Raw genomic sequence first — 22,406 nt, 5'->3', positions numbered from 1 at the left:
TAATATAAAGTGAATAATTTATGAGCTTAGAAAAGTTTTCTGCAATCTATCAACGTGCAGCGGAGCGAAAAGGTGGAGAACAAGCGCTTGAAGCATTGCTGAGCCAGCCTTTATCTCGCGCTAAAATCGAAGCGATTCCCGAAGATCGGTGGCTATCAGCTTTTAGCATGAAAGTCTTTCAAAGCGGAATTTCTTGGCGCGTGGTTAGAAATAAATGGCCAAACTTCGAACAAGCCTTTTTTCAGTTCAGAATAGAACCGCTGCTGATGCTTTCAGATGAGCAATGGGAGCAAAAAGCTCAAGATCCCGCCATAATTCGGCATTTGACTAAAGTCATGTCGATACCCGTTAACGCTCAAATGATTTACCAATGCCGTCAGACTCACGGCTCGTTTTCCAAGATGGTCGCGCAATGGCCACAAGAGAACATCATAGACTTGTGGGTCTATCTGAAAAAACATGGCAATCGCTTAGGAGGTAATACGGGCCCTTATACGCTGAGGCAAATGGGAGTAGATACTTTTTTACTGACCGGTGACGTTGAAGCCTATTTAAGAAATATTGGAGTCATAGAGGGCGGAAGAGATACCAAGCGAGCCTTAACCGCGACCAACAAAGCTCTCATGACGTGGCAGCAAGAGTCAGGGCGCTCCCTAAGTGAAATCAGCCAGATTATTGCCTACAGCTCTGGGGATAACCGTGTCTAACTACCCACCGACTTCACGATAACCACTGCCTTCCCCAGTCTTTGCTCGGTACATCGCTTGGTCTGCGGCGTTAATCAAACCTTTCGGATTGTCAGCATGTTGCGGGAAATAACTCACCCCAATGCTGACATCCACTTCGAGTTTTTGTTCTTTATAGATGATTGGCTGACTTAAACTCGCAATCAAATTTTCGATTTTCGCTGGCACCGCGTCGAAGCTTTCAAGTAAATCCAGACATACGACAAATTCATCGCCGCCCAAACGCCCTACGAAATCAGAGCTACGCACCGATTTCTTCAATCGTGAAGCGATCGATGATAATACATAATCCCCTGCATCGTGCCCTTTATTGTCATTCACCTCTTTGAATTTATCCAGGTCAATAAACAATACCGCCAACACGCCCGAGCGATTCGCTTTTATCACAGCGTTATCTAACGCTTTTTCAAACGCGAGTCGATTTTTTAGTCCGGTTAGAGGGTCATGCTCAGAGATAAATTGTAATTTTTGTTTTTTTCGCTCGAGTTGCGCTGTTTTTATTTTAACTTGCTGTTCCAGCTCTTCTCGCGTAACGAGAGAGTCACGCAATGATTGAGTCATACGATTAAAAAAACGGGCCAAACGAGCAAACTCTCTATCCATGGCATCTTCGCGCATTTGATAACTCATCTCTCCTTCACTGAGCTTTTCGATTCCCGTTTTAAGCGCTTTCGACCCCGCATTAAAACGTTTAAGAATTCGCCACGCAATACCACAAGTGATAATAGCAATGATCAAATTAACGGCAGCGGTGGCTAACAAGTTAGTTAATTGTAATTTGGCACTGGCTTTGAGCAGTGTTTGGTGAATATAAAAGACCTCTTCCGTCATATTCTGCATGATCATGTTGTACCTAGAATGAAGTAAGGTTTGAGGCTTGATCGAAAGTGAACGAACATTCGGCTTCGCTTCTAGTGAGGATTCTTGCGCCAAGAGCAACTGCCTTTCGTGTTCCAACAGACCGAGTAAGCTTTGGTTCATCTGCTTGACGTTAGCTAGGTATCGACTATCACCGATGAAGTTATTCAGGCTGTTATCCAAATTTCGTTGAGCCTGATAAATATGCTTAAATGCCGCTTCATCCTGATGCTGGAGAAAAACCCATAATTGGCTGCGCATTAAGTCAATATCTAGCTCAATTTTCATTAAGCTATTAAGCTCATTGTGGATCCGACCTTGCTCTTTATAGGTCACCCCAATAGACAATAAGATGGTGACTACCAATAAAATACTGGCGGTAAATAACAGTACAAGCTTGTTGCCTATCGAATTGATCATCGTGTCTTCACCTTGATGTCCAGCGCGTCCTCAAACGGTTTAGAAGCAAAAATCGAGCGATAGTCTGGCTGTTGATTTGGTACTAACTGTTTTTCAATGGCCCAACGTGCTTGTAATTGCAGGTTGGTCAGCAAAGCGTTCCCAAGCGATAAACGAAAAACATAGTCATCCCAAGACCATTTTAATTGGTTTGCCGGAACATCAAGTTGGCGAGCGATTATTGCTCTTGCCTCCTCGGGGTGAGCCTGAATCCAAGAAATAGCCTCGTCTAATGCACTCAGTACTTTATGCGTTTCATCACCAAGCTCAGCGATAAGTTGTTGTCGTGAAATAAGATTAAATGACAACTGGTAAATACCTTGTAACCCTAAATTTGTTACATCAGACGCCGAGGAAATCGTCGTTTTATAGCCATAAGGCTCCCAAATAGAGATGGCATCCAACTGGTAGGAAAGCAGAGAGTTCATTAATTCCTGCGGAGGTAAGTACACTTTTGTATATGCCATGTCAGTAACATTGTTAGCGATTAAAATAGAATCCAAATAAAATTCACTGGCACTGGCTTTGATAACACCAACTCTTTTTCCATATAAGTCTTGAATAGAATGAATATTTTGATTTTTTAGTGCCAAAAGCTTTAAGTCATTATCCGATTCAACAAAACTGGCGATAAGACGGATATCATCATGTTTAAAGCTCTGAAACATCACCACCGATTCCGACGCTGTAGCAAAATCTACTTGCCCATCAAACAGAGATTTGGCACAAGCGACTCCGCCAAAGCAGGGAATCAAACTGACATCAATCCCCTGCTTTTGAAACAGTTTATTATTTTGAGCAATCAGAAACGGTGCGGACAGTGGGGTTTGAGAGACGGCAATTTTAACGGATCGCCGAGCACGATCAGATTCCTGATTCAAAAACGTCCCAACCATAACGAAGCCAGCAATGATGACAAACGCCAACCCACCCCAAAAAGCAATTTTCTGAGACTTCCCCATTTCACCTACTCGTTTAAACCACACTCATGAACTCTTGATAGTAGTTTAGTTGCACAATGTCATCTGTGCGAATAAACGCGCAGAACTCTCAATATTCTTTATCTTAGACAACCAAACAAACATTTACGGACACGACACCTTAGTCAATAACATTAAGCGTCAATGGGTATAAAACTAAAAAGGGTGACCACCTAAGTGATCACCCTGATTCAAACAAACTAAAACTCATTTAATGCTGGACACCTGTTGGGTTATGTCCAAAGTCGGTTTGTTCATAAATATCGGCCAATGTTTTTGGTTTCGTCTGCTTACGAGCTTTACTCGACGAACTCCCCTTTTTTTGCTGACTGATTAATGCTTTTTCATGTTGTTTTGCCGAACGCCTAAAGTCAGGGTCTGACATGGCTTGTTGGCGTAGTCGGTTCACTCTTTCTATTGTGTCAGATAACATAGCTCACCTCCGTTACATGGTTTTATATACAGTATAGTCACAACTTCAAAAGACGCAAGGAAATACTGTATATTTAGCCAGCAATCTTCATTAGGCCTTATTGTAGATAAGCGTTCAACATCCACATAAGTTTTTCTTGCTCACGAATGTAGTCACCCATTAACGCATTGGTACCCTCATCTCCAGCATCCGCTGAGCTATCAAGAATCGAGCGTTGCTTCTCAAGCAAAGTAGTAAAGCCATCCACAAGCCCTTTCACACATGCAGCGCCATCGGTGACCTGGGTATCTTCTTTAATCGAACTCGCTTCTAAATAGGTCGTAAAGCTGTGATCAGGCATAAAGCCTAGTGTTAAGATGCGTTCTGCGATCTCATCAATTTTGGTCTGAAGATCGGTATAAATCTCTTCAAATTTAGTATGCAATTCAAAGAATTGTGGCCCTTTTACATTCCAATGGTAACCACGAGTGTTCATATAAAAGACTTGATAATGAGCCAGTAGTTGATTGAGCTCACGAGCAACACTTTGTGATTGTTCTTGGTTAAGACCAATGAAGTTTTTTTCTGTAGTCATAAAATTCTCTCCTGACGATGTGTCTTTATAAATTCAAAACATTTCATCTTGTTACGAGTTCAGTCTATGACTTAGCGCCAGTTTTTAGAAATTGTTTGTAGTTATCGTCTTGATAGATATTGACTATCAATAAGACCAGAAATGAGAAAAATTTAACTAAAGGAGGAGAGTGGCGCGGTTATGGCCGCCGAGAATAGCGACGACCATAATAAATCGTTAAAAGTCTTTAGGATCGTATTCTGGGTATTTATCCCGCTCAACACTGATGTCGTACTGATGTTCTCGAAGCGCATTCACGCACTGGCGATCCAATTTTCCTTGATTCACCATTTTTTCGAGCTCAAGCATCGCATGAGGTATCGACCAAGCCTGACGATAAGGACGATGCGCTGTTAGGGCATCAAATACATTTGCTGTGGTGACAATTCTCGCTGAAATCGGAATTTGCTCCCCACTGAGTCCTTTCGGATAGCCGCTGCCATCCAAATATTCTTGGTGATAAGCCATGATTTCGGTAAGCAACATAATACTCGGGTGTTGTGGAAAACCAAAACTATCGAGAATGTCGTCAACAATATCCATTCCATGTTGAATGTAATCTCGCATTTGTGCGCGCTCAACTTCATCCAACTGACAGTGCTGGCAGATAAGCTGCTCCGGCAGACGAACCTTACCGATGTCATGAAATTGAGCGAACAGCGATAAGTGCTCAACGGTTTCATCATCAAATCCATAATCATCGGCGATATAGGATGCAATGAGCTTTGTGTAATAACCGATACGCTCTTTATGGGCTTGCGAGTCCTTTAAGCCAAGGTTTGCCTCATCAAACAATTGCCTTGCCGTTGACGCAATGAGATGGACGATGTCGTTTTCCGAAACCACACTGAACTTGATCATATTAATGTAGGGCATCAACAGCTCAATCGAGTGTTCCGAAAAAACATTGACTGTCCGCGAATTCAGAAAGATAAATCCTTTAAAACAATCCTTTTCATAGCAAGGTATCGCCGCAGACGATCGATAACCGTATGAAAGCAGCATCTCGACATGTTTTGAGGAAGGCAGAGAAGCGAGATCATCAATGATTCTATTCTCTTTCTGCAGCGCACAATGCATCAACGCAGGCAACTCATTCATCGGAGCCTCGTAATGGGCTTGGCGGAGTGACCAGAACGCGCTATCTGCGTAAGTTTTCAACACTTTGTGCTGCTGATCAAAGAGCGCAAAAGACACGCGATCAAGCTCCGGCAAATGAGCTTGCATGCGACTTTTAAGCCTTTGTAACTGCGTATTAAGCGAATCAGCCATCTGATAGTATGAAAGTTCGCTCGGCAAATATTGAGTATTCATCAGTGTTGCCCCCAAACAACAAGGCGTTTATTGTCTTTCTAAGTGTAGATAACTTTCTGTGTCTACGCGGTCAAAATGACGACAAATTCAACGGATATTCCTCAGCATTATGAGTAGTTCATAGGTATGACCTATTTGAATAATCAGCTTTTCCAACTTTTCTGTTTATGAATCAACCGATATGCTGTTATTAATGAATGTGATAGGAGGGATGAAGGTTATGAAGGCTCTAGTGGTTGAAGGCGGTGCAATGCGTGGCATTTTTGCGAGCGGCGTTTTGGATGGTTTTATGGAATATAATTATCGCCCCTATGATCTGGCCATTGGAGTGTCTGCTGGCTCTTCTAACTTAATTGGCTATCTCTCAGATCAACCAAGACGTAGTGTTCAAGTCATCACCCAAATCGCTACTGATAAACGCTTTTTTAATCCTGGTCGATTTCTCAGAGGTGGCGATCTCATTGACGTAAAGTGGCTAATTGAAGAATCTAACCGCTGTTTTCCAGTGGATACCGATACGCTGTTTTCGTCGACACCAATGTTAGCGGCCGCGACCAATATCGCGACCGGAGAAGCAGACTACTATCGGCTCAGCCCGGACAATATTAATCAGGTGGTTGAAGCGTCATGTGCGTTACCCATTGCTTATAAGTCAACCCCGTGTTTCTCCGGTGGATGTTACACCGACGGCGGCGTTGCCGATTCCATTCCAGTAAGAGAAGCCTATCGCCGCGGTGCAAGAGAAATCACAGTGATCCTTTCCCATCCAATGAGTTACGTGATGCCCAGAACGCGAAGCCCGTGGATCATGAAACGGTTGTTTGCTCGCTATCCGCAGGTGGCTGATGCACTCGTGAAACGCGCGGATAACTACAATGCATCGCTTGATTTCATTCGTAATCCCCCTGAAGGAACAACCATTAATGTGATCGCGCCACCTGAAGATTTTGCGGTAAAACGGCTCACCATGAAACGGCCGATTTTAGAGCAAGGATATCAAATGGGGTTATCGGCGGGTCGTGAACATGTAACCCAATATCAGACTATCGTTGAGCCTGGCGTACTTACTCAACAAGCCTGTTTATAGTGCTTAAGGCACTGTATTTCAGTGCCTTTGTTAACCTGTTTAACGACTAATATCTAATTGGTTCTCGGTCACACCGTTGACACGAAACCAACCCGCAATACTGTAACGCTCTCTTTTCGCGACATTGACTTGATGAGCAAATTTCTCAGAAAGAAACACCACCAAGCGCCCGGATTTTGGCAAGAGCGTTTCAAGGGTGTCTGTCGATTGCTCTAAAGATGGGGCTGACTGGTAAATCACCAACTCACCTCCGTCGGTTAACTGCCAATCTTGGTTCAAATACAAAACGGTGGTTAAACGTCGGTTAGTTGCGCCGTGGAAACTATCAAAATGCTTTTGATAGCAGTCACCGATGGCATACTTTGCAAAGTGGGCTTCATACTCAAATAAACCGAGATAAAGGTGGCGATTTACCGCCAGCCTTATGGTTTCCATTAAAGTTAAATACGCTTGAACTCCTTTGCCCATCTCAGCACTTAACCACTGAATATTATCACTACGCACGCTGGTTTTCGTCGTCAAGTCATCATGGCGTCCAATGCGAGCGGCTTGCCAGGCTTCTGGCATATCTAGGTTCAAGCTGTCTACTTGATCTGGTGCTAAAAAGTCATCCCAAACATAGTAACCTTGAGTAAAAAGAGCATCGATCAGCGCGTCCATTAAACGTCTCAATTGGTAAAATTAAGCGCTTTATAGTGAATACGCCCCGCCGGAACAACTTACATCCTTAATGGTAACGATAAAATATTTTAAAATCGGTCAGTTAACTCATCTTTAGATTGAGTTTTTGCTCGTCGCCCAACCAATAGGCATGCTCAGTATGATCTTGATAGAAATCACCGGTATTACCATGAACCAAGATAGATAACCCCTGACGGTGGCGTTCTAACCAAGGAATGAGTTGGTCAAACTGGTCACGCGTAAAAGCGATTTGAAAACTCCATTTGGTGTGAGGTCCCACCAACTTTTGATGGAAGCGACCAAGTTGATACTCGGGGAGAGATTGGAGCTGGGAGTATAAGAACTCCCCTTTGTCTAAGCTTTGCTCATCAAAATACACATGAGCGTGATAGCGCTGGTAAATATTTTGTGGGAAACGCATTTAACCTCATTTAGTCAACTAAGCCATTTTCCACAGCGTATTTTGCTAATTGTGCCGTACTGTGAAGGTCGAGCTTATGTTTAATATTCTGACGATGAGTTTCAACGGTTCGGTAACTGATATCAAGCAATGATGCGATTTTTTTGCTGCTGTGCCCAATTGCGACCAATTTCAGAATAGATTCTTCCCTTCGACTTAGGGGATTCGCTGGATGGTGAGCAACCGGTATGGGTTGAGTAAATAAGGTTTGCGTCACTGACTCACAAAAATAGGTGGCGCCCTGAAACACGGTTTTGATCGCTTGAACCATGTTCTCAGCCGAAATCTCTTTGAGCATATAACCGACTGCGCCAGCTTGCATCACTTGAATAATGTATTCACGGTTATCGTGCATGGTTAACATAATCACTTTCACATTCGGAAAGTTGGACTTGATCACTCGTGTTGCATCAATCCCGTTCATAATCGGCATACTGACATCCATGAGGACAACGTCAGGATGCCAACGCCCGACGGCTTCAATGGCATCGACACCATTGCTGGCCGTTCCCACAACGTGTATTTGTGGTTCAAGTTCCAATCTGGCGAGAAAGCCATCCAATACCACTTGGTGGTCATCGACGAGCAAAACGTTCACTGGTTCTTCCATATACCATTCCATCCAAATTAAGCAGCACCGTTATTTCCGTGCCAAAGCCAAGCTCACTCGAGAGCTCAAATTCCCCACCGATAAACTCAACCCGTTCACGCATGTTACGTAACCCAATACCATTGCGATGACCGATATGAGGTCTCTCAAAGCCTACACCATCATCACTGATCATAAGTTGCAGCATATTCCCCATCTGTTGTAAAACCACTCTCACTCGGTTTGCATTGGCATGCTTTTCGATGTTGGTTAATGATTCTTGAGCCACTCGATAAAGCGTGGTTGCCACCTCTGATTTGAGTTTTCCCGGCTGAGTATCAAGCAGCACTTCCAATTCAATGCCTGAATGGGAACGAAAATCTTGCAGCAATGTGTTAAGCGCCGCTTCAATGCCAATGTCATCAAGTGCGCTAGGACGCAACTGGTGAGAAATATGACGAACTTCATTAATTGCAGTGGTCAAAGATTGCCGAGATTTATCTAAGTGCGCTCGAAGCTTTTCATCACCGAGTTGGTCGTCAAGCAGTTCCAGATGGCATTTACTGGACACCAATAGCTGATTTATTCCATCGTGTAATTCACGAGCAAGGTGCTTTTTTTCGTCCTCTTGAAACAGAATAGTCTTATGCGCTAACTCTTTTAAACTGAGATCCGCCAACTTGTGTTCATGTAAATTCACCGCCAGAGTAATCACCACCACAACTGCGACAGTAACAACGATGATCATCGTTAATGAGAAAAAGGTGGTGGCGATATTGTCGTTAATCGCGGTTTGCATCGCGGCTACTTCTTGAGTGACATCTTCAATGTACAACCCTGTACCAACCATCCAGCCCCACTTATCCAACCAGGCGGCATAGCTTAATTTGGGCACCACGTCACCGGTTGATGGCTTACGCCATAAGTACTGATGAAAGCCTCCTCCTGACTGAGCCTCATGCAGTAACTCTTCAATGACTAAGTCACCATTTTCATCTTGCAAATGAATCAAATTTTGTCCAATCAGATCAGGCTGAACTGGATGGACCAAGTTACGCCCACTTTGGTCATAAGCAAAAAAGTAGCCATCAATGCCATAGCGCAGTGAACTCAGTATCGTTTTGACTTGTGCCTTGGCATCATACTCGCTGAGCTGTAGATCGCTGTATACGTGATCTATCGCGTCAAAAGCCAAATCAACACTGTCTTTTAGCGCTAACTCCTTTGATTCAATTAGAGAGCGGCGAAATGTTTCGACTTCACTCTGTCCTAAGCTTTTAGCTTGGTAGATAGCAATCCAACTGATCGCCGCTGTAACCAACAAAAAAGGCACTAAACTCAATAAAATCAGTTTGGTTCTAAGCGTCATGGCTCCCTCAACGCGAAACAGCCTACCGTTCGGTTAGGCTGTTTTACTTTAACAACTTTATTAATAAGGTTGTAACTTGTTGATCACATTCCATACAACTGAGGAAACACGAGCAATGAGGTCAATACAAGGATTTGAATTAGAATAAAGGGCATCACGCCACGATAAATATCGGTCGTGGTAATGCCTTTTGGCGCAACTCCTTTAAGGTAGAACAAGCTAAATCCAAATGGTGGTGTTAAGAAAGAGGTTTGTAAGTTCATCGCAACCAATATCGCAAACCATGTCATATTGATCCCTAACAGTTCAGCGACTGGCGATAAAATCGGCACAATGATGAAACAGATTTCAACAAAGTCGATGAAAAAGCCTAAAACTAAAATCACCAACATGGTAATGATTAAGAAGCCCCACTTCTCTCCTGGTACGGCGAGCATCCACTCTTCAACTAATAAATCACCGCCAGTATAGGTAAATGCCATAGAAAACGCGGTTGCTCCCAGCAAAATAGTAAAAACCATCGCCGTCACTTTAACAGTCTCTTTGGCCGCGTCATAAAGCATAACAACACTGAATTGGCGATAGATTAACGCGAGCACTATCGCTCCGGCCCCGCCAAGTGCTGCCGATTCAGTCGGTGTCGCAACGCCGGCAAAAATGGAACCTAAAACCACCACAATTAAAGTCAGTGGAGGGATCACCGCTTTCAAGGCTTGAATGACCTCTTGACGACGAGTGATGGCGTCATCTCGTTTTATGGGCTGCGCCGCTTGTGGGTTCAATTTGGCATAAATCAGAATATAGGTAATGTATGCCCCCACCAGCACCAATCCCGGTATTAATGCCGCCTGAAATAAGTCACCAACCGGTACCCCAAGTACATCACCAAGTAAAATCAGGACAATTGAGGGTGGAATAATCTGGCCCAACGTACCAGAAGCACAAATGGTGCCGCAGGCTAGCCCCTTGTCGTAACGATATTTAAGCATCACAGGCAGCGAAATAAGCCCCATCGCGACAACCGAGGCCCCTACTACACCGGTTGATGCGGCGAGAAGTGCTCCCACTAATACCGTTGATATGGCAATCCCCCCCTGAACGCCACCAAATAGGCGTCCCATGGACTCCAAAAGCTGCTCAGCCAATTTGGTTTTTTGCAATACCAAACCCATAAAGACAAAAAGTGGCACTGCCATCAATACCGTATTTTCCATTATCGACTGAATGCGGTATGGCATAAACGCAAACATCTCAGGCCCTTCAGCCCAAACGCCAAAAATTAATGCGATACCACCAAAAGTAAAAGCGACAGGAAAGCCGAGTAACAGGGCAAATAAGGCCACAAAAAACATCACGATACCAATCATCGCAGCACCTCTTTAACGGGAGTTAGAATGATCAGACATCAAATGAGGATGAATGATTTTATTCAAGGAATGAAGAATGAGCCCAATGCCACTAAGGGCCATTAAGGCAAAAGAAATTGGGATTAGGGCTTTAATGATCCAGCGATACGGTAAGCCACCAGGGTCACCAGACGTTTCGCCGAGACTGTAACTCTCTTTTGCAAAATCAATCCCATACCAGGCAACGAGAACGCAAAAAGGAATCAGTAGAGTCAACGTACCAAGTAGATCAATCACCGATTGCGTTCTGTACGAAAGGCGTTCATAAAAAATATCGACGCGGACGTGTCCACTCGCTTTGATGGCATAAGGGACACCCAATAGAAATACCGCAGAAAATAAATGCCATTCAAGCTCTTGGAATGCGATGGAAACATCATTGAAAACGTATCGCATGACCACGTCATAAACGACGTTCACCACCAGCAAAAGAAATAGCACGCTTGAAATGACACCTAAACCGTCACCCAACCGATTGAACAGGCGCTCGATGTAAATCAAACGACGCATGAGCTGCTCCTTTTAAATCATTAACAGGCCATCGAGCAAAACGAGTTTGCTCGATGGCTAGGTTAGCTTTATTTCGCTTGACTGTTTAAGTACGCGCGGTGAGAGATATCTGTCCATGAACGAACTTGCTGCAAGTATTGTGCTTGAGATTGCTGAATTTCTTTGGCTAGAGGGTCTTGAGCGGCGTGCTCAGCCAACAATTTGGCATTAGCATCTCGCATCGCTTGCATCACTTGGGGTGGAAAGTCCTTAACCTGAACATCCGGATACTCAGACTTTATTGATGACCAATTTTTACCGCTTTCATGGGTTGCTTGGGTATACATATCGTAGGCAGCGGTGCGCATGGCGACACGAAGAATTTCACGTAAATCTTCCGGTAAACGCTGCCATACTCGCTTATTGACTAAGAACTGAAGCTCAGATCCTGGCTCGTGCCATCCGGTATAGTAATAAGGCGCGATTTTATGAAAACCCATCCGTAAATCAAGTGATGGCCCCACCCACTCAAGTGCATCAATCGTTCTACGCTCAAGCGCGGTATACAACTCCCCTGGCGCAATGTTGGTAGGCTTTGCTCCCAGTTCGGCCAATACTTCACCAGCAAATCCTGGAATCCGCATCTTCAAACCTTGAAGGTCCTCGACACTGTTGATCTCTTTTTGAAACCATCCCCCCATCTGAATATCGGTGTTGCCCCCTGGGAAAGACAGTAAATTATGTGGCGAATAGACTTTTTCCATCAGCGCCATACCGCCGCCATGATAGAACCATGCGTATTGCTCAGCAGGCGTCATACCGAAAGGCATTGAGGTAAAATACAGAGTGTTTGGCACTTTTCCTTTCCAATAGTACGATCCTGAATGACCGAGGTCGTACTGACCGGATTTCACCATATCAAAAACTCCTAGCGGAGCTTTGTGTTTATTGGCCGAATCAATGCGAATTTGCAAGCGTCCGTTAGACATTTTTTCCGCCATCGCGGCCATATTTTTGGTCGCATCACCAAAGACAGGAAAGTTCGGGCCCCACGTTTCAGCTAACTTTAAACGGTATACTTTTTCCGCCGCGGTAACCGATGTTGCCATCACAGAGAGTACGGCAACCAGTGCGGTACTTTTGAGTACTCTTTTAAAACTGGATTGTATCAAGTTCATGTTCGTCATCCTTAAGTGTTGTTATCTCGTTCAATAACAGAAATGTCACTTAAACATGAACCATTTACACGCCAACGCCCATCGTTAAGAACACGCATAAGCCGTAACACGCTAATGCGCCAAACGCTAAAGCGAGTACGTACTAATACGTAGGTAATAGACTATTTTTTAAAATCACTCTTGAAAATAAAGGGGGGAAAGTGAAGCTCATTACCGAACATGGGACGCGATACGTACGTAGTGACACCCTGAACTTATCCATGAGTTTGTAAATAAATTGTGATGAACAGCAGGTTCTGCTGTTGGAAAGGCAAAGAAAAAGCCTTAACGTTGTTCGCTAAGGCTTTTTCTCGAAGGGCTTGATCGCTGTGATTATTTCGCTTTATAAATAACCTTGTTACCCGCGATTTGCTCTTTAACGACAAGATTGTCTTCAAGCAGTTTTTTCAGTGCACCTGTTGCCCATGCAGCCGCTTTGCCGTCTTCTTGGCCTGCAGCTAAGCCGATACCTTTCGGGTTGATACCTTCAGGATTCGCAACCACGATATCCAAAACTTGTTGCTGTTTCGGTGTCAGTTCTGGATTTGCAGCCGCTTTAGGCGCTGCTACTTTTTCAGCCGCGGGAGCTTTAGGGGCTACTTTCTTTTCAACAACCGGCTTAGGAGCCTTGTTGGATGCTACAAGGTTGGCGACTGTCGCTTTAACTTGTTTTTTCAGCTTCAGCTGCACGTTACGCTTATGAGCAAGTCTCATCGAGTATTTCTCCATCTCACTGTCATTGGTACAGTGTTGAAAATTTGAAGCGCGTTTTATACCAAAAAAATGCGCCCTTTTGTAGGGTAATTAAAGAATAGTGAGGCAAAAATACGCTCAACACCCAGCAACGATTATAATTTATTCAGTCGATACTGTGATCGAGCCTATAAATATTCAACATATAACTGAGTGGTCTCCTAGTTATCACCCTACGCTGACAAAATAGGTTTACTCGCATGCAAACCATCCACATCGTTAACCAACCATTCCAATTAGACAGTCCAATTAAAAAGTGGATACTTGTCCTTATTGCGACCGGATTCCTCTCTTTGATAATGTTTGCGCCCGGTTTTAAACTTGCGCTACTGATCGCTGGCGCGATTGCTCTAGGTTGTGGCTGCACCTATCTACTGTTACTTAAAGCAACCGTGAAGTACACCTTGACTGCCACTCATTTTCAGCAGCATCTATTCCACGGTGGATGGGTAGTGAAATGGAGCGATATCATCGACATAGGTGTGTGCCAGTATCAACACCAAGGCTGGCATCACCCCTTGCCTTGGATAGGCATCAAACTTAAACGCTATTCGCCCTATCTTGATAGCATTTGTCCGCGTATCGCATCACAAATTCTGCTCGATCAACGTTCGCTACTGTTTCTTGGCTTACGACAGCACAACCAACATAAATTTTTTGAGGACCGAGTTCTCGATACCGAAGTGTTCATCGCTGATAACGGCCGTCAATATAAGGGATTATTGGCTATGCTTGCCAATAGAATGGGCTACCAGCGAAATAACTACGGCTACGATGTGTTTATTTCAGCCAGTGATTTAGATAGACCCATAGACGAGTTCGTTGGCCTGCTGCGCCGATACCTCGCAGCAGCAGACCAAGAGAGGAATGGTTAGTAAAGTGGCATTTCGTCGGCAACAAACGGATTACTGGCTCGCTCACGACCAAATGTGGATTCTGGCCCATGTCCTGGAACAAACCGTACATCATTGCCAAGAGGCCAAAGCTTGTTCTTAATTGACGCAATCAAGGTATTGAAGTCACCTTGAGGGAAGTCAGTGCGTCCTATGCTACCGTTAAATAAGACATCCCCCACAAAAGCAAGTTTCGCCGATTCACTGTACAAGATAACGTGTCCAGGCGTGTGACCCGGCGTATGAAAAACATCAAGCACTTGATGACCAAATTCAATTTTGTCCCCTTCCTCAAGCCATTGTGTCGGCTCAAATGCCGTAGTCAGAGGAAAGCCAAACATCTGGCTTTGTCCTTCCAGCCCTTCTAACCAGAAACTGTCATCTTTATGCGGGCCAATAATATCAATATCACCGAGTTGTTGCGCCAAAGGCTCAGTGCCTCCAACATGATCAAGATGACCATGAGTTAACACCAGTTTATCGACGTTGACACCCAGTTCACTGATCAATGCCGCTAACTGCTTCACGTCACCACCCGGATCAATCACAATGCCCTGCATCGTTTCGTCACACCAGACGATAGAGCAGTTTTGAGAAAAAGACGTCACCGGAACAACTTGATATTGCAAAGACATGTTTCAAACCTTGTTAAGTTCATCATCGTAAAACTATGACATTGTCATCGCGGTTTGACAACATTAGCTCCAATAACGCACAGGGCCTGTATCTATGTGTACAAAGTTACTTTTCGGATAATACCCGACACCACCGGCTTTAAGACTTCGAGCAGCATCGCGCACGCGCCTTAAACTGACACCATGTAAACGAAAGTCAATCGCTTGCCCCGTCATATGATAGCTTTTCTTGGCCACACCTGAAGATCGATTGCGCAATTGCTCATTGGTCGCTGGAGAACGGTACCCGGAGATAATTTGTACTTCCGCATCCGTTCCCAGAACTTTTTGAATCCGTGCGATGTGGTCGAAAAGGCGCTTATCCATTGAAAAAACTTCATTTCTTCTAAAATCACGGCACAAATGATTCAGTTTATGTAATTCATCACGCACGTATTTTTGCCCATCAAAATAGCAAGTTTCTAAGCTTTCTCCAGTATGGAGATTGTTTAATGCTAAAGTTCTAGGTTTTGTCGCTGGAGAGGCGATAGCAAGGGATGGACAAGTAGATAAAATCGCTCCTGCACCAGCAAACTTGAGAAAGTTCCTACGAGATAACTTCACAATATCTTACCTTCATAACAATAATTGAATCAAAGCGTCAAAAAAGACACTGCCTAACTTAGTTATGAAGTACAAATGCATATTTCATGCTAACTGGCGATAAAAAAAATAATCCCCAAGCTTAATGTTTGATTCGCTTGGGGATTAATTTGAATTTCTCTTAATCAAAAAGTTTGTAAAAATTTAACCTTTGCCGTATTTCGTTCTATCAAAGCGGTAAATATCATCCCGGTAGTGGACAAGCCCTGCCTCGTACCATGCCGTTTGATAAATAATATGAACCGGAATCCGCTGCTTAAGAGGAATCGATTGATTGGATGCGCCCTTATGATCCACCACACTACTCGACGCATTCATGCCTTGGTTCTGAAGTAATAGCGAAGCAAACTGATCGGCATTTTCAACCCGAATACAACCCGAACTGTAAGCCCGGCTTTGACGATTAAACAAATATTTACTAGGCGTGTCGTGGAGGTATATTGCACGTCTATTCGGTGTATTGAACTTATACAAGCCCAGTGCGTTACCATAACCAGAGCGTTGACGTAATTTGTATGGGAACGTTTTCGGCGTCATTGCGCTCCAATCAATGGTATTTGGGTCGATGGTTTCTTTAGCTCCCCAAGACGGAATAATTTCAATATTATGATTGGTCAGATAATTGACGTCTTGCTTCACCTTAGGAAGAATATCCTTAACCATAATCGTCCACGGCACATTCCACGTAGGGTTAAGGATCAATGAGTCGAGTTTAATCGACATGACTGGTGTTTGCCGGGTTGCTCGCCCAACCACGACTTTGGATTCAAATTGTTCTTTACCTAAATACCAATATTTTAAGTCGTAGCTTGGAACGTTAACCAGAATGAGAGCATCACGCTGCGATGGCCACATCCTGACACGTTCCGCGTTAATCGCCAACATATCCAAACGCTGTTCAGCACTCATGTTCAGCCATTTAAGCGTTGCTGGACCAATAACGCCATCTGGCGTCAGCCCATGCATACGTTGAAATTGCATCACGGCAGGTGTCAACGATGAATCATACCAACCGATCCCCTGACGAACTCGGCTGATATCAATATCAAGCATCGCAAGACGTTCAATCAATCGCTGACGCTGTTCCAAACGGTCCCCCACTCGTCTCGAACCTTTTTGTCGATAACGAGGGAGTTGGCTATTTGCGTATTTCACAAGGTGCAGATAGGTATTCACCAGTTGGTCATACTCTTGCGAATCTGGTGTATACATTTCAATTAACGCGGCAAGATGTTGTTGCTCGATGGCGGTTTGAACAAACTCGATGGTTTTTGCGGTTGGCAACGGAAGCTTATCGGTAAGCTTTTTATCGAAATACCAATCTTGCCCGAGCTTTGGCGCATTTTCAGCGTAGCTTAAATAGGACAACAGCGCATCCGTCGCCAAGAGATCATATTCATACCAACGATTGTTACTGCGATAATAACGCAAGTAACGTAGCTGATTAGAAAACAAAGCGCTAAATCCAGCACGATCGAGGATTTCCAACTGAAATTCGAGTTTACTGCTCTGCTGTAAATCGAACCAAATCAACTGTTCATCATTGCGCTGATAGATATTTTCTAGAAGGTACGGGTATTGAATCAGCTCGTTGATTTTAGAGTCTGGGGCCGTCCACCCGAGCTGTTCAAAATAGGGAGTTGCCCATGTCTTGACTGGCAAGCAAAGTACGAACAACAACAAACACTTAACGCTACGCATTACTCACTCCAATAATCCGAACTCTGTAAAGTATGGCAAACATTTATGGATAGAGTAAAACTTGTTTTTAAGACTATTCAATGAATTGCAGACCAATGATTATCCCAAGGTATATTTGAGTTAATTTGCCGCTTGCCGCCCGGTTGTGACTGGAAGATCACCTTGCCAGAACCGGAACTGACTCGAAACTCTCGTCCGTTTGTCACTACACCAGACGCATCGGGTAGCGGCAAAAGCTCAACTAACTCACCACTGTGTTTCGACCAAATCCCGTAGCAATTACCGCGAGGAGATGTCGCTAAAATCCAATCATTGGTAGCAGCAATACTGGCAATGTAATGGTTAAAGCGAGCCCATTGCTCAGGCTCGGCGTGAAGTGGAATCATAGGTTGCCCACGCTGGTGCATGGCAAGTAATGAAGGATAAGCCTCTGGTTTTCCTCGGTATTGCTGACCACATAACACTGTTTTATTGCCATCATGCGCTAAATGACGGATGCTCAGATGATGATCTGCTAAACCAACTTGGTCAAGTAACTCTCCCTCTGGACTAAGATAAGTTAGACTTGGCTCCATGGTTGATAAATTTAATGGTGTACGTCCATCTGTATGTACACCGCCAACGCCAACCACCAATGTCCCATCTTGCATGATAATCACTTCATGGGGACCAATCCCAAACCCAGTCAATTCATCGACTTTCTGATACTGGTTTCGTGCATCATAAACACCAATAATGCCGCGACTTGTTGCTCTTTCTCCTTCGGTCGCATACAACCAATGCCCATCATTGGAATACACGCCGTGGCCATAAAAATGACGGCGGTTAGAGGCTTTAATGGTCTGTACTAAAGTGCCTTTGGTGTAGTCAAACACCATCAAGAATTCTCCAGGGCGGCGAGCAAACGCGGCGGCATGTCCTAATTGAGGAGCGATCGCAACACCATGGCCTCGAGCCGGCAGAGGTAAACGATAAATTGGCTGGCCAAATTCATCAGCGATTGTTACTTGAAAATCATCTCGCCCGTGGATTGAACAACCAATCAACCCAGGTTCGCGCAGCGCTCTGTTCGAGGCACACCCAAACGGAAGCACTGGCGCCGCCATTCCTAATAAGGCGGCTTTGAGCAAATTACGTCGAGTTTTATCAGTCACCATCAGTTGCATTAAATCCTATAACCACTTCCAGTTCGACAGCCACTTCTTGATGAATAAGATACTTCAGCTGCTCCAGTTTATTGTATTGAGCGAGAACTTGCTGATAACCCTGCTTAGTGGCTAATAGATCAAACAGACTCTCCTGCGTTGGCCAAGTTTCTATCGTCGCGCGGAGTTGGTTTTTTACTCTATCAGCAAGGTCACTACGTCCTCTCTCCCGAAGTAAACTATCCAAACCACCACGTTGCGCTAAATAAAGTTGCTCAATAGCCTGCAAATTTGCTTTTAAGTTCAACATCGAACTTTTTGAGCGCCAAGATTCGGCAAAGTAAGGTCTTGGATGACCAATATTGCCAAGTGGCCGAGTCAATTTACTCATACTGAATTCGAGTTGGTTAGAGAGCAGTGCGATATATTCCGCATACCAAGACGCTTTATCCAGCGTTATCCAGGGGTTTTTCTGCCAAGCACTGGCTATGATCTGCGCTTTATTTAGTAAATTCTGAGCAACTGCCTCACCGAGTTGGCAAGCTTGCGGATCACTATGAAGTTGCACTTGCGGCTCATAAAGCAGCCATTCAAGTGCCCCCAATCCTTGCACCGTCACACTTTGAGTGGCAAGTTGATTAACAGTTGGCACCGTTGACTGCTTGAGTAACGCTGACATTTTAAGGCCAGTGGTGTTCTTTTTATCTGGCCAAAATTGAATATTCCAGCTTTGCTCTAATGCGTTTAAAGGCCCACGCTCCTGTCCTTGAAGCGCCATCCAACTTGCCATCGTCATTTGCCATTGCGTTTTGAGGTGTTGGGCTCCTTGCTCACTCGGTGACTGACAATAGAGTTCAAACTGCTGATTTAACTGTTCAGCTTGTTGATAAAGTGAACGGGCAAATTCAAATTCCACTTCATAGACCGCTTGGCTTAAATGCGATGTTGTTTGCATTTCAAATGGCGATTGCTGTGGTGAAGACTGACATCCCAACACACCCATCACCAATAAACTCACGGTAAATTTCAACCTTGACATAGTGCTTCCCTATAAAGAATTTAAAAACGCGATAAGAGCTTCACGCTGTTGAGCATTAAAATGGAGTACCGCTTGTTGTGCCTCACGAGCTTCTCCTCCATGCCAAACAATCGCTTCCATTAGATTACGCGCTCGACCATCATGAAGAAAGTAGCTGTGGCCATTGACTTCATTGGTGTAACCTAATCCCCATAATGGTGGCGTACGCCACTCTCGTCCTGAGGCTAAAAACTCACTTCGATGATCGGCAAGTCCATCTCCCATATCATGAAGTAATAAATCACTGTAAGGACTGATTGTCTGTTGCGACAAACTGGGTAAATCATCGCGAATGCCGGTTTGAACTGATGGCTTATGGCAGCCATCACATCCGGCTGTCGAAAATAGCTTTTGCCCCTGCTGAACCAGAGGTTGGTTAGAATTCCGTCGAGCTGGTACCCCTAAGTGCTGGCTATAAAACTCAACAAATTTGAGGATTTTGTCACTGACTTCAGGTACTCCCCCATTCGGCATTTGCTGGCAAACCGTCTGAACTGGCATGCAATTCTCTGATGGGAAAAGACGGCTGGTTAAACCGATATCGCCATTAAACGCCGCCGCATTCTGCTGCATGAGACTCGGTTGTCCCGCTTTCCAACCAAAGCGTCCAATGACCGTCGCTTGCTTTTCAATATCCCAAACACGGTTAACACGACCTGATATTCCATCGCCATCAATGTCATCAGGGTCCTGCCATTTAAGGAGTGTTTGATTAGGAATACTCTCTAATAAACCAAGACCTATCATGGGAGGGGCAATCCGCGCAGAAAGTTGAACATTATCCGCCATTGGACCATATCCCAACGCTTTTATTGACACTTCAGGCTTTCGTAATTCAATGACACTTCCATCAGCAAAGCGTCGATGCTCATATTGATACGTGATGGCTATCTGCCCTTCAGGCTTGCGATCAGCAAGCGCAAAATCCTGCAATTGATCGCCGTAGGTTGGCTCAGGGATGACGCCATAGCGAATTAAATCACGTTGTTGCTGAGCACTCATTGCGGGTACACTCAGCCGAACTAACATAGAGACAGCGTTGTTATCTGATGTCTCCGGAGGATGACCGCGCCCGTCTTTAATATGGCAGTTTTGACAACCGTTGGTATTGAATAATGGCCCTAAGCCATCTCGAGCATCGGTTGTTGAAGGTGCTTTGACCCAAGGGTTTCGAAAAAAACTATTACCAACGCTAAAATCAAGCTGCTTCATCATTGGCAGGTTATTCGCGGGAAGCGAAAAGGCATTCCCACCGGTTTGAGCAACCGTCGTATCGCCGCCCGATTTGACTTGATATGCCGATGCATCAACACTAGAAAAAAAAGAGGTGCCCAACATAATGGACACGACAAACGCTCGCATGACTATTTACTCACAACATCGCGAATTGCGACTTCAGTAAAGGACAAAAAGGGCTCAATGAGCCCTTCTTTTCATTGGTTTCAATCGCCGTTCACTTAGAATTCGTGATCCGCGGAATCTGGGTTCAAGCTGGTAATCCCAACTAAATTCGCCACTTTTTCAATACTGCCCGTTTGAGCGACGAGCGACATAATCGTGTCATTCACCAATGCATTGCCTTGGGGATTATTTGCCGCGATTAATTGGTCAAAATGCTGGTTATTCTCCTCAGCCGACTCAACAAGCTTATGCACCTGAGCTCGAGTGATATCAAATTGTTTCTGAACGTTCTCGGCCGCTTGAGCGTCTTTTTGAGCGGCCAGGTCATAGAGACTTGGACCAGAAATTAAACTGCCGTCTGTGCGCTTGTACAGCCCCGTAAATACGTTATAGATCCCTTGTTCGTTATAGTAGTGGGAATTATGGGTGTTATCAGAGAAACAATCATGCTCGTCTTCTGTCGAGTTCGCCTCTAGAGCAACCTTCATGCGTTCACCCGCTAACTCCCCCAGAGACAATGATCCCATACCAAACAACATTTTTCGCAGGCCATTTTGCGCTGAATCGGCCAATAGCTCTTGACGGTAATTCCCTGTGACTTGCGGAGACCACTGCTTTTCCATCCACTCAAGATCTTGCACCAAAAGATCGGCAGTTGCTTGTAGGTAGGCCGCGCGGCGATCACAATGCCCATTGGTACAATTTTCACCTTGAGCATAATCCGTATAAGGGCGTTCGCCTGCGCCAGGGTTCACCCCGTTTAAATCTTGTCCCCATAACAAAAACTCAATGGCATGGTAACCTGACGCAACGTTTGCTTCAGAACCGCCAAGTTCGTTCAAATCAGCGATAAGTTGGGGAGTAATATTCTCAACATCGACTGTTGACGCCCCGATCGTTAGCTGGGTCTTGGCCACAATATTGGCTTTGGCACCCTCATTACCTAACTCGTACTGATAGTCATCAGCAACGTAGTCAATCAAGCCTTCGTCCAGCGGCCATGCATTTAATTGCCCTTCCCAATCGTCGACAACTCCGTTACCGAAGCGAAACACTTCCGATTGTTGATAAGGTACGCGAGCGGCTATCCACGCTTGCTTGACTTCAGTCAGTTTGGCTTGTGATGGAGAAGCAATGAAAGATTGGATCTTGCTGTCTAATGTTTTTGCTGTGGTCAATGCATCTGCGTAAACGGCATGAGCGACATCAGCATAATGCGTGACAACTTGTTGAGGCGTAACATTCGCAGCCACTGCGCTGCCAGCCATCAGTGGCAGAGAAGCAGCCACAACTTGAGCAAGAAGGGATTGAGTCTTCATGAAAGGTCTTCCTTGTTGAAACTGAGTTTATTAGTATGATAGTGAAAATTATTATCATTTGAGTTTAGGCGAATAATACAAATTCGCTACTCTTTTTCAACAAAGGAAAGCAAAAAGCCCCATAAAATGAGGCTTCTA

At 44.6% G+C, this 22,406-nt stretch carries 23 protein-coding genes; 3 read left to right on the top strand and 20 right to left on the bottom strand.

The window, feature by feature from the left end:
• Positions 1-20: 20 nt before the first annotated feature.
• Positions 21-707, top strand: a complete 687-nt coding sequence (locus tag ACFFUV_RS03115; protein WP_390189604.1) for a DNA-3-methyladenine glycosylase I — start codon at positions 21-23, stop codon at positions 705-707.
• On the opposite strand, the gene ACFFUV_RS03110 is transcribed toward ACFFUV_RS03115, so the two are convergent.
• The 5 genes from ACFFUV_RS03110 to ACFFUV_RS03090 all read right to left on the bottom strand — a co-directional run bounded on the left by ACFFUV_RS03110 (position 708) and on the right by ACFFUV_RS03090 (position 5,403).
• Entirely contained in the window at positions 708-2,024 is a 1,317-nt protein-coding gene (locus ACFFUV_RS03110) for a diguanylate cyclase domain-containing protein (RefSeq protein ID WP_390189602.1), read from the bottom strand.
• Complete coding sequence (locus tag ACFFUV_RS03105) at positions 2,021-3,025, bottom strand: ABC transporter substrate-binding protein (RefSeq protein ID WP_390189600.1); 1,005 nt, start codon at positions 3,023-3,025, stop codon at positions 2,021-2,023. Before ACFFUV_RS03105 ends, ACFFUV_RS03110 begins: the two co-directional genes overlap by 4 nt.
• A 229-nt stretch (positions 3,026-3,254) precedes the next feature.
• Positions 3,255-3,476: a hypothetical protein gene (locus tag ACFFUV_RS03100; RefSeq protein WP_390189599.1), complete on the bottom strand. Its 222-nt coding sequence runs from the start codon at positions 3,474-3,476 to the stop codon at positions 3,255-3,257.
• 97 nt (positions 3,477-3,573) lie between these two features.
• Positions 3,574-4,050, bottom strand: a complete 477-nt coding sequence (locus tag ACFFUV_RS03095; RefSeq protein WP_390189597.1) for a Dps family protein — start codon at positions 4,048-4,050, stop codon at positions 3,574-3,576.
• A gap of 216 nt (positions 4,051-4,266) precedes the next feature.
• Complete coding sequence (locus ACFFUV_RS03090; RefSeq protein ID WP_390189596.1) at positions 4,267-5,403, bottom strand: HD domain-containing phosphohydrolase; 1,137 nt, start codon at positions 5,401-5,403, stop codon at positions 4,267-4,269.
• A 220-nt stretch (positions 5,404-5,623) separates the two neighbouring features.
• On the opposite strand from ACFFUV_RS03090, the gene ACFFUV_RS03085 reads away from it, so the two are divergent.
• Positions 5,624-6,490: a patatin-like phospholipase family protein gene (locus tag ACFFUV_RS03085; protein WP_390189595.1), complete on the top strand. Its 867-nt coding sequence runs from the start codon at positions 5,624-5,626 to the stop codon at positions 6,488-6,490.
• 39 nt (positions 6,491-6,529) lie between these two features.
• On the opposite strand, the gene ACFFUV_RS03080 is transcribed toward ACFFUV_RS03085, so the two are convergent.
• The 8 genes from ACFFUV_RS03080 to ACFFUV_RS03045 all read right to left on the bottom strand — a co-directional run bounded on the left by ACFFUV_RS03080 (position 6,530) and on the right by ACFFUV_RS03045 (position 13,415).
• Positions 6,530-7,150 (bottom strand): 2OG-Fe(II) oxygenase, encoded by a 621-nt coding sequence (locus tag ACFFUV_RS03080; RefSeq protein WP_390189593.1) that lies wholly within the window; start codon positions 7,148-7,150, stop codon positions 6,530-6,532.
• 103 nt (positions 7,151-7,253) lie between these two features.
• Complete coding sequence (locus ACFFUV_RS03075) at positions 7,254-7,592, bottom strand: DOPA 4,5-dioxygenase family protein (RefSeq protein ID WP_390189591.1); 339 nt, start codon at positions 7,590-7,592, stop codon at positions 7,254-7,256.
• Between the two features lie 10 nt (positions 7,593-7,602).
• The gene (locus tag ACFFUV_RS03070; protein WP_390189589.1) at positions 7,603-8,241 is read right to left on the bottom strand and encodes a response regulator; all 639 of its coding nucleotides are present in this window, start codon (positions 8,239-8,241) and stop codon (positions 7,603-7,605) included.
• The gene (locus tag ACFFUV_RS03065) at positions 8,207-9,589 is read right to left on the bottom strand and encodes a cache domain-containing protein (RefSeq protein WP_390189587.1); all 1,383 of its coding nucleotides are present in this window, start codon (positions 9,587-9,589) and stop codon (positions 8,207-8,209) included. The genes ACFFUV_RS03070 and ACFFUV_RS03065 overlap by 35 nt, the downstream gene beginning before the upstream one ends.
• Before the next feature lie 83 nt (positions 9,590-9,672).
• Complete coding sequence (locus ACFFUV_RS03060) at positions 9,673-10,956, bottom strand: TRAP transporter large permease (RefSeq protein WP_390189585.1); 1,284 nt, start codon at positions 10,954-10,956, stop codon at positions 9,673-9,675.
• Between the two features lie 12 nt (positions 10,957-10,968).
• The gene (locus tag ACFFUV_RS03055; RefSeq protein WP_390189583.1) at positions 10,969-11,505 is read right to left on the bottom strand and encodes a TRAP transporter small permease subunit; all 537 of its coding nucleotides are present in this window, start codon (positions 11,503-11,505) and stop codon (positions 10,969-10,971) included.
• A 68-nt stretch (positions 11,506-11,573) separates the two neighbouring features.
• Positions 11,574-12,662: a TRAP transporter substrate-binding protein gene (locus ACFFUV_RS03050; protein WP_390189582.1), complete on the bottom strand. Its 1,089-nt coding sequence runs from the start codon at positions 12,660-12,662 to the stop codon at positions 11,574-11,576.
• Positions 12,663-13,034: 372 nt separating this feature from the next.
• Positions 13,035-13,415, bottom strand: a complete 381-nt coding sequence (locus tag ACFFUV_RS03045) for a MarR family transcriptional regulator (RefSeq protein WP_390189581.1) — start codon at positions 13,413-13,415, stop codon at positions 13,035-13,037.
• Between the two features lie 239 nt (positions 13,416-13,654).
• Between ACFFUV_RS03045 and ACFFUV_RS03040 the strand changes: the two genes are divergently transcribed.
• Positions 13,655-14,329, top strand: coding sequence for a DUF2982 domain-containing protein (locus ACFFUV_RS03040; protein WP_390189580.1), 675 nt, complete (start codon positions 13,655-13,657; stop codon positions 14,327-14,329).
• Here ACFFUV_RS03040 and ACFFUV_RS03035 read toward each other — a convergent pair.
• From ACFFUV_RS03035 to ACFFUV_RS03005, 7 genes are all read right to left on the bottom strand, one after another.
• Positions 14,326-14,982 carry an MBL fold metallo-hydrolase gene (locus ACFFUV_RS03035; RefSeq protein WP_390189578.1) on the bottom strand — a complete coding sequence of 219 codons (657 nt, stop codon included), beginning with the start codon at positions 14,980-14,982 and terminating at the stop codon, positions 14,326-14,328. The genes ACFFUV_RS03040 and ACFFUV_RS03035 overlap by 4 nt on opposite strands.
• A 63-nt stretch (positions 14,983-15,045) precedes the next feature.
• A complete protein-coding gene (mepK, locus tag ACFFUV_RS03030) occupies positions 15,046-15,585 on the bottom strand; it encodes a peptidoglycan L,D-endopeptidase MepK (protein WP_390189577.1) in 540 nt (179 codons plus the stop codon).
• Between the two features lie 183 nt (positions 15,586-15,768).
• Positions 15,769-17,325, bottom strand: a complete 1,557-nt coding sequence (locus tag ACFFUV_RS03025) for a L,D-transpeptidase family protein (protein ID WP_390189575.1) — start codon at positions 17,323-17,325, stop codon at positions 15,769-15,771.
• A 77-nt stretch (positions 17,326-17,402) separates the two neighbouring features.
• Positions 17,403-18,491, bottom strand: coding sequence for a DUF1513 domain-containing protein (locus tag ACFFUV_RS03020; protein WP_390189573.1), 1,089 nt, complete (start codon positions 18,489-18,491; stop codon positions 17,403-17,405).
• Complete coding sequence (locus ACFFUV_RS03015) at positions 18,472-19,509, bottom strand: imelysin family protein (RefSeq protein WP_390189571.1); 1,038 nt, start codon at positions 19,507-19,509, stop codon at positions 18,472-18,474. The genes ACFFUV_RS03020 and ACFFUV_RS03015 overlap by 20 nt, the downstream gene beginning before the upstream one ends.
• Before the next feature lie 9 nt (positions 19,510-19,518).
• A complete protein-coding gene (locus ACFFUV_RS03010) occupies positions 19,519-20,910 on the bottom strand; it encodes a di-heme oxidoreductase family protein (RefSeq protein WP_390189569.1) in 1,392 nt (463 codons plus the stop codon).
• A gap of 95 nt (positions 20,911-21,005) precedes the next feature.
• Complete coding sequence (locus tag ACFFUV_RS03005; RefSeq protein ID WP_390189567.1) at positions 21,006-22,268, bottom strand: imelysin family protein; 1,263 nt, start codon at positions 22,266-22,268, stop codon at positions 21,006-21,008.
• Positions 22,269-22,406 lie beyond the last annotated feature (138 nt).

It is taken from the genome of Vibrio olivae, from assembly GCF_042428525.1.
Lineage (GTDB): Bacteria > Pseudomonadota > Gammaproteobacteria > Enterobacterales > Vibrionaceae > Vibrio > Vibrio olivae.
This window is presented reverse-complemented; position numbering and strand designations above follow the sequence as displayed.

Coding starts and splice junctions, on each gene's coding strand:
- ACFFUV_RS03025 (WP_390189575.1), bottom strand. CDS start 17,325: ATGCGTAGCGTTAAGTGTTTGTTGTTGTTCGTACTTTGCTTGCCAGTC.
- ACFFUV_RS03060 (WP_390189585.1), bottom strand. CDS start 10,956: ATGATTGGTATCGTGATGTTTTTTGTGGCCTTATTTGCCCTGTTACTC.
- ACFFUV_RS03100 (WP_390189599.1), bottom strand. CDS start 3,476: ATGTTATCTGACACAATAGAAAGAGTGAACCGACTACGCCAACAAGCC.
- ACFFUV_RS03055 (WP_390189583.1), bottom strand. CDS start 11,505: ATGCGTCGTTTGATTTACATCGAGCGCCTGTTCAATCGGTTGGGTGAC.
- ACFFUV_RS03115 (WP_390189604.1), top strand. CDS start 21: ATGAGCTTAGAAAAGTTTTCTGCAATCTATCAACGTGCAGCGGAGCGA.
- ACFFUV_RS03105 (WP_390189600.1), bottom strand. CDS start 3,025: ATGGGGAAGTCTCAGAAAATTGCTTTTTGGGGTGGGTTGGCGTTTGTC.
- ACFFUV_RS03070 (WP_390189589.1), bottom strand. CDS start 8,241: ATGGAAGAACCAGTGAACGTTTTGCTCGTCGATGACCACCAAGTGGTA.
- ACFFUV_RS03010 (WP_390189569.1), bottom strand. CDS start 20,910: ATGCGAGCGTTTGTCGTGTCCATTATGTTGGGCACCTCTTTTTTTTCT.
- ACFFUV_RS03085 (WP_390189595.1), top strand. CDS start 5,624: ATGAAGGCTCTAGTGGTTGAAGGCGGTGCAATGCGTGGCATTTTTGCG.
- ACFFUV_RS03005 (WP_390189567.1), bottom strand. CDS start 22,268: ATGAAGACTCAATCCCTTCTTGCTCAAGTTGTGGCTGCTTCTCTGCCA.
- ACFFUV_RS03050 (WP_390189582.1), bottom strand. CDS start 12,662: ATGAACTTGATACAATCCAGTTTTAAAAGAGTACTCAAAAGTACCGCA.
- ACFFUV_RS03110 (WP_390189602.1), bottom strand. CDS start 2,024: ATGATCAATTCGATAGGCAACAAGCTTGTACTGTTATTTACCGCCAGT.
- ACFFUV_RS03015 (WP_390189571.1), bottom strand. CDS start 19,509: ATGTCAAGGTTGAAATTTACCGTGAGTTTATTGGTGATGGGTGTGTTG.
- ACFFUV_RS03075 (WP_390189591.1), bottom strand. CDS start 7,592: ATGCGTTTCCCACAAAATATTTACCAGCGCTATCACGCTCATGTGTAT.
- ACFFUV_RS03040 (WP_390189580.1), top strand. CDS start 13,655: ATGCAAACCATCCACATCGTTAACCAACCATTCCAATTAGACAGTCCA.
- ACFFUV_RS03090 (WP_390189596.1), bottom strand. CDS start 5,403: ATGAATACTCAATATTTGCCGAGCGAACTTTCATACTATCAGATGGCT.
- ACFFUV_RS03065 (WP_390189587.1), bottom strand. CDS start 9,589: ATGACGCTTAGAACCAAACTGATTTTATTGAGTTTAGTGCCTTTTTTG.
- ACFFUV_RS03080 (WP_390189593.1), bottom strand. CDS start 7,150: ATGGACGCGCTGATCGATGCTCTTTTTACTCAAGGTTACTATGTTTGG.
- ACFFUV_RS03095 (WP_390189597.1), bottom strand. CDS start 4,050: ATGACTACAGAAAAAAACTTCATTGGTCTTAACCAAGAACAATCACAA.
- ACFFUV_RS03020 (WP_390189573.1), bottom strand. CDS start 18,491: ATGCAACTGATGGTGACTGATAAAACTCGACGTAATTTGCTCAAAGCC.
- ACFFUV_RS03045 (WP_390189581.1), bottom strand. CDS start 13,415: ATGAGACTTGCTCATAAGCGTAACGTGCAGCTGAAGCTGAAAAAACAA.
- ACFFUV_RS03035 (WP_390189578.1), bottom strand. CDS start 14,982: ATGTCTTTGCAATATCAAGTTGTTCCGGTGACGTCTTTTTCTCAAAAC.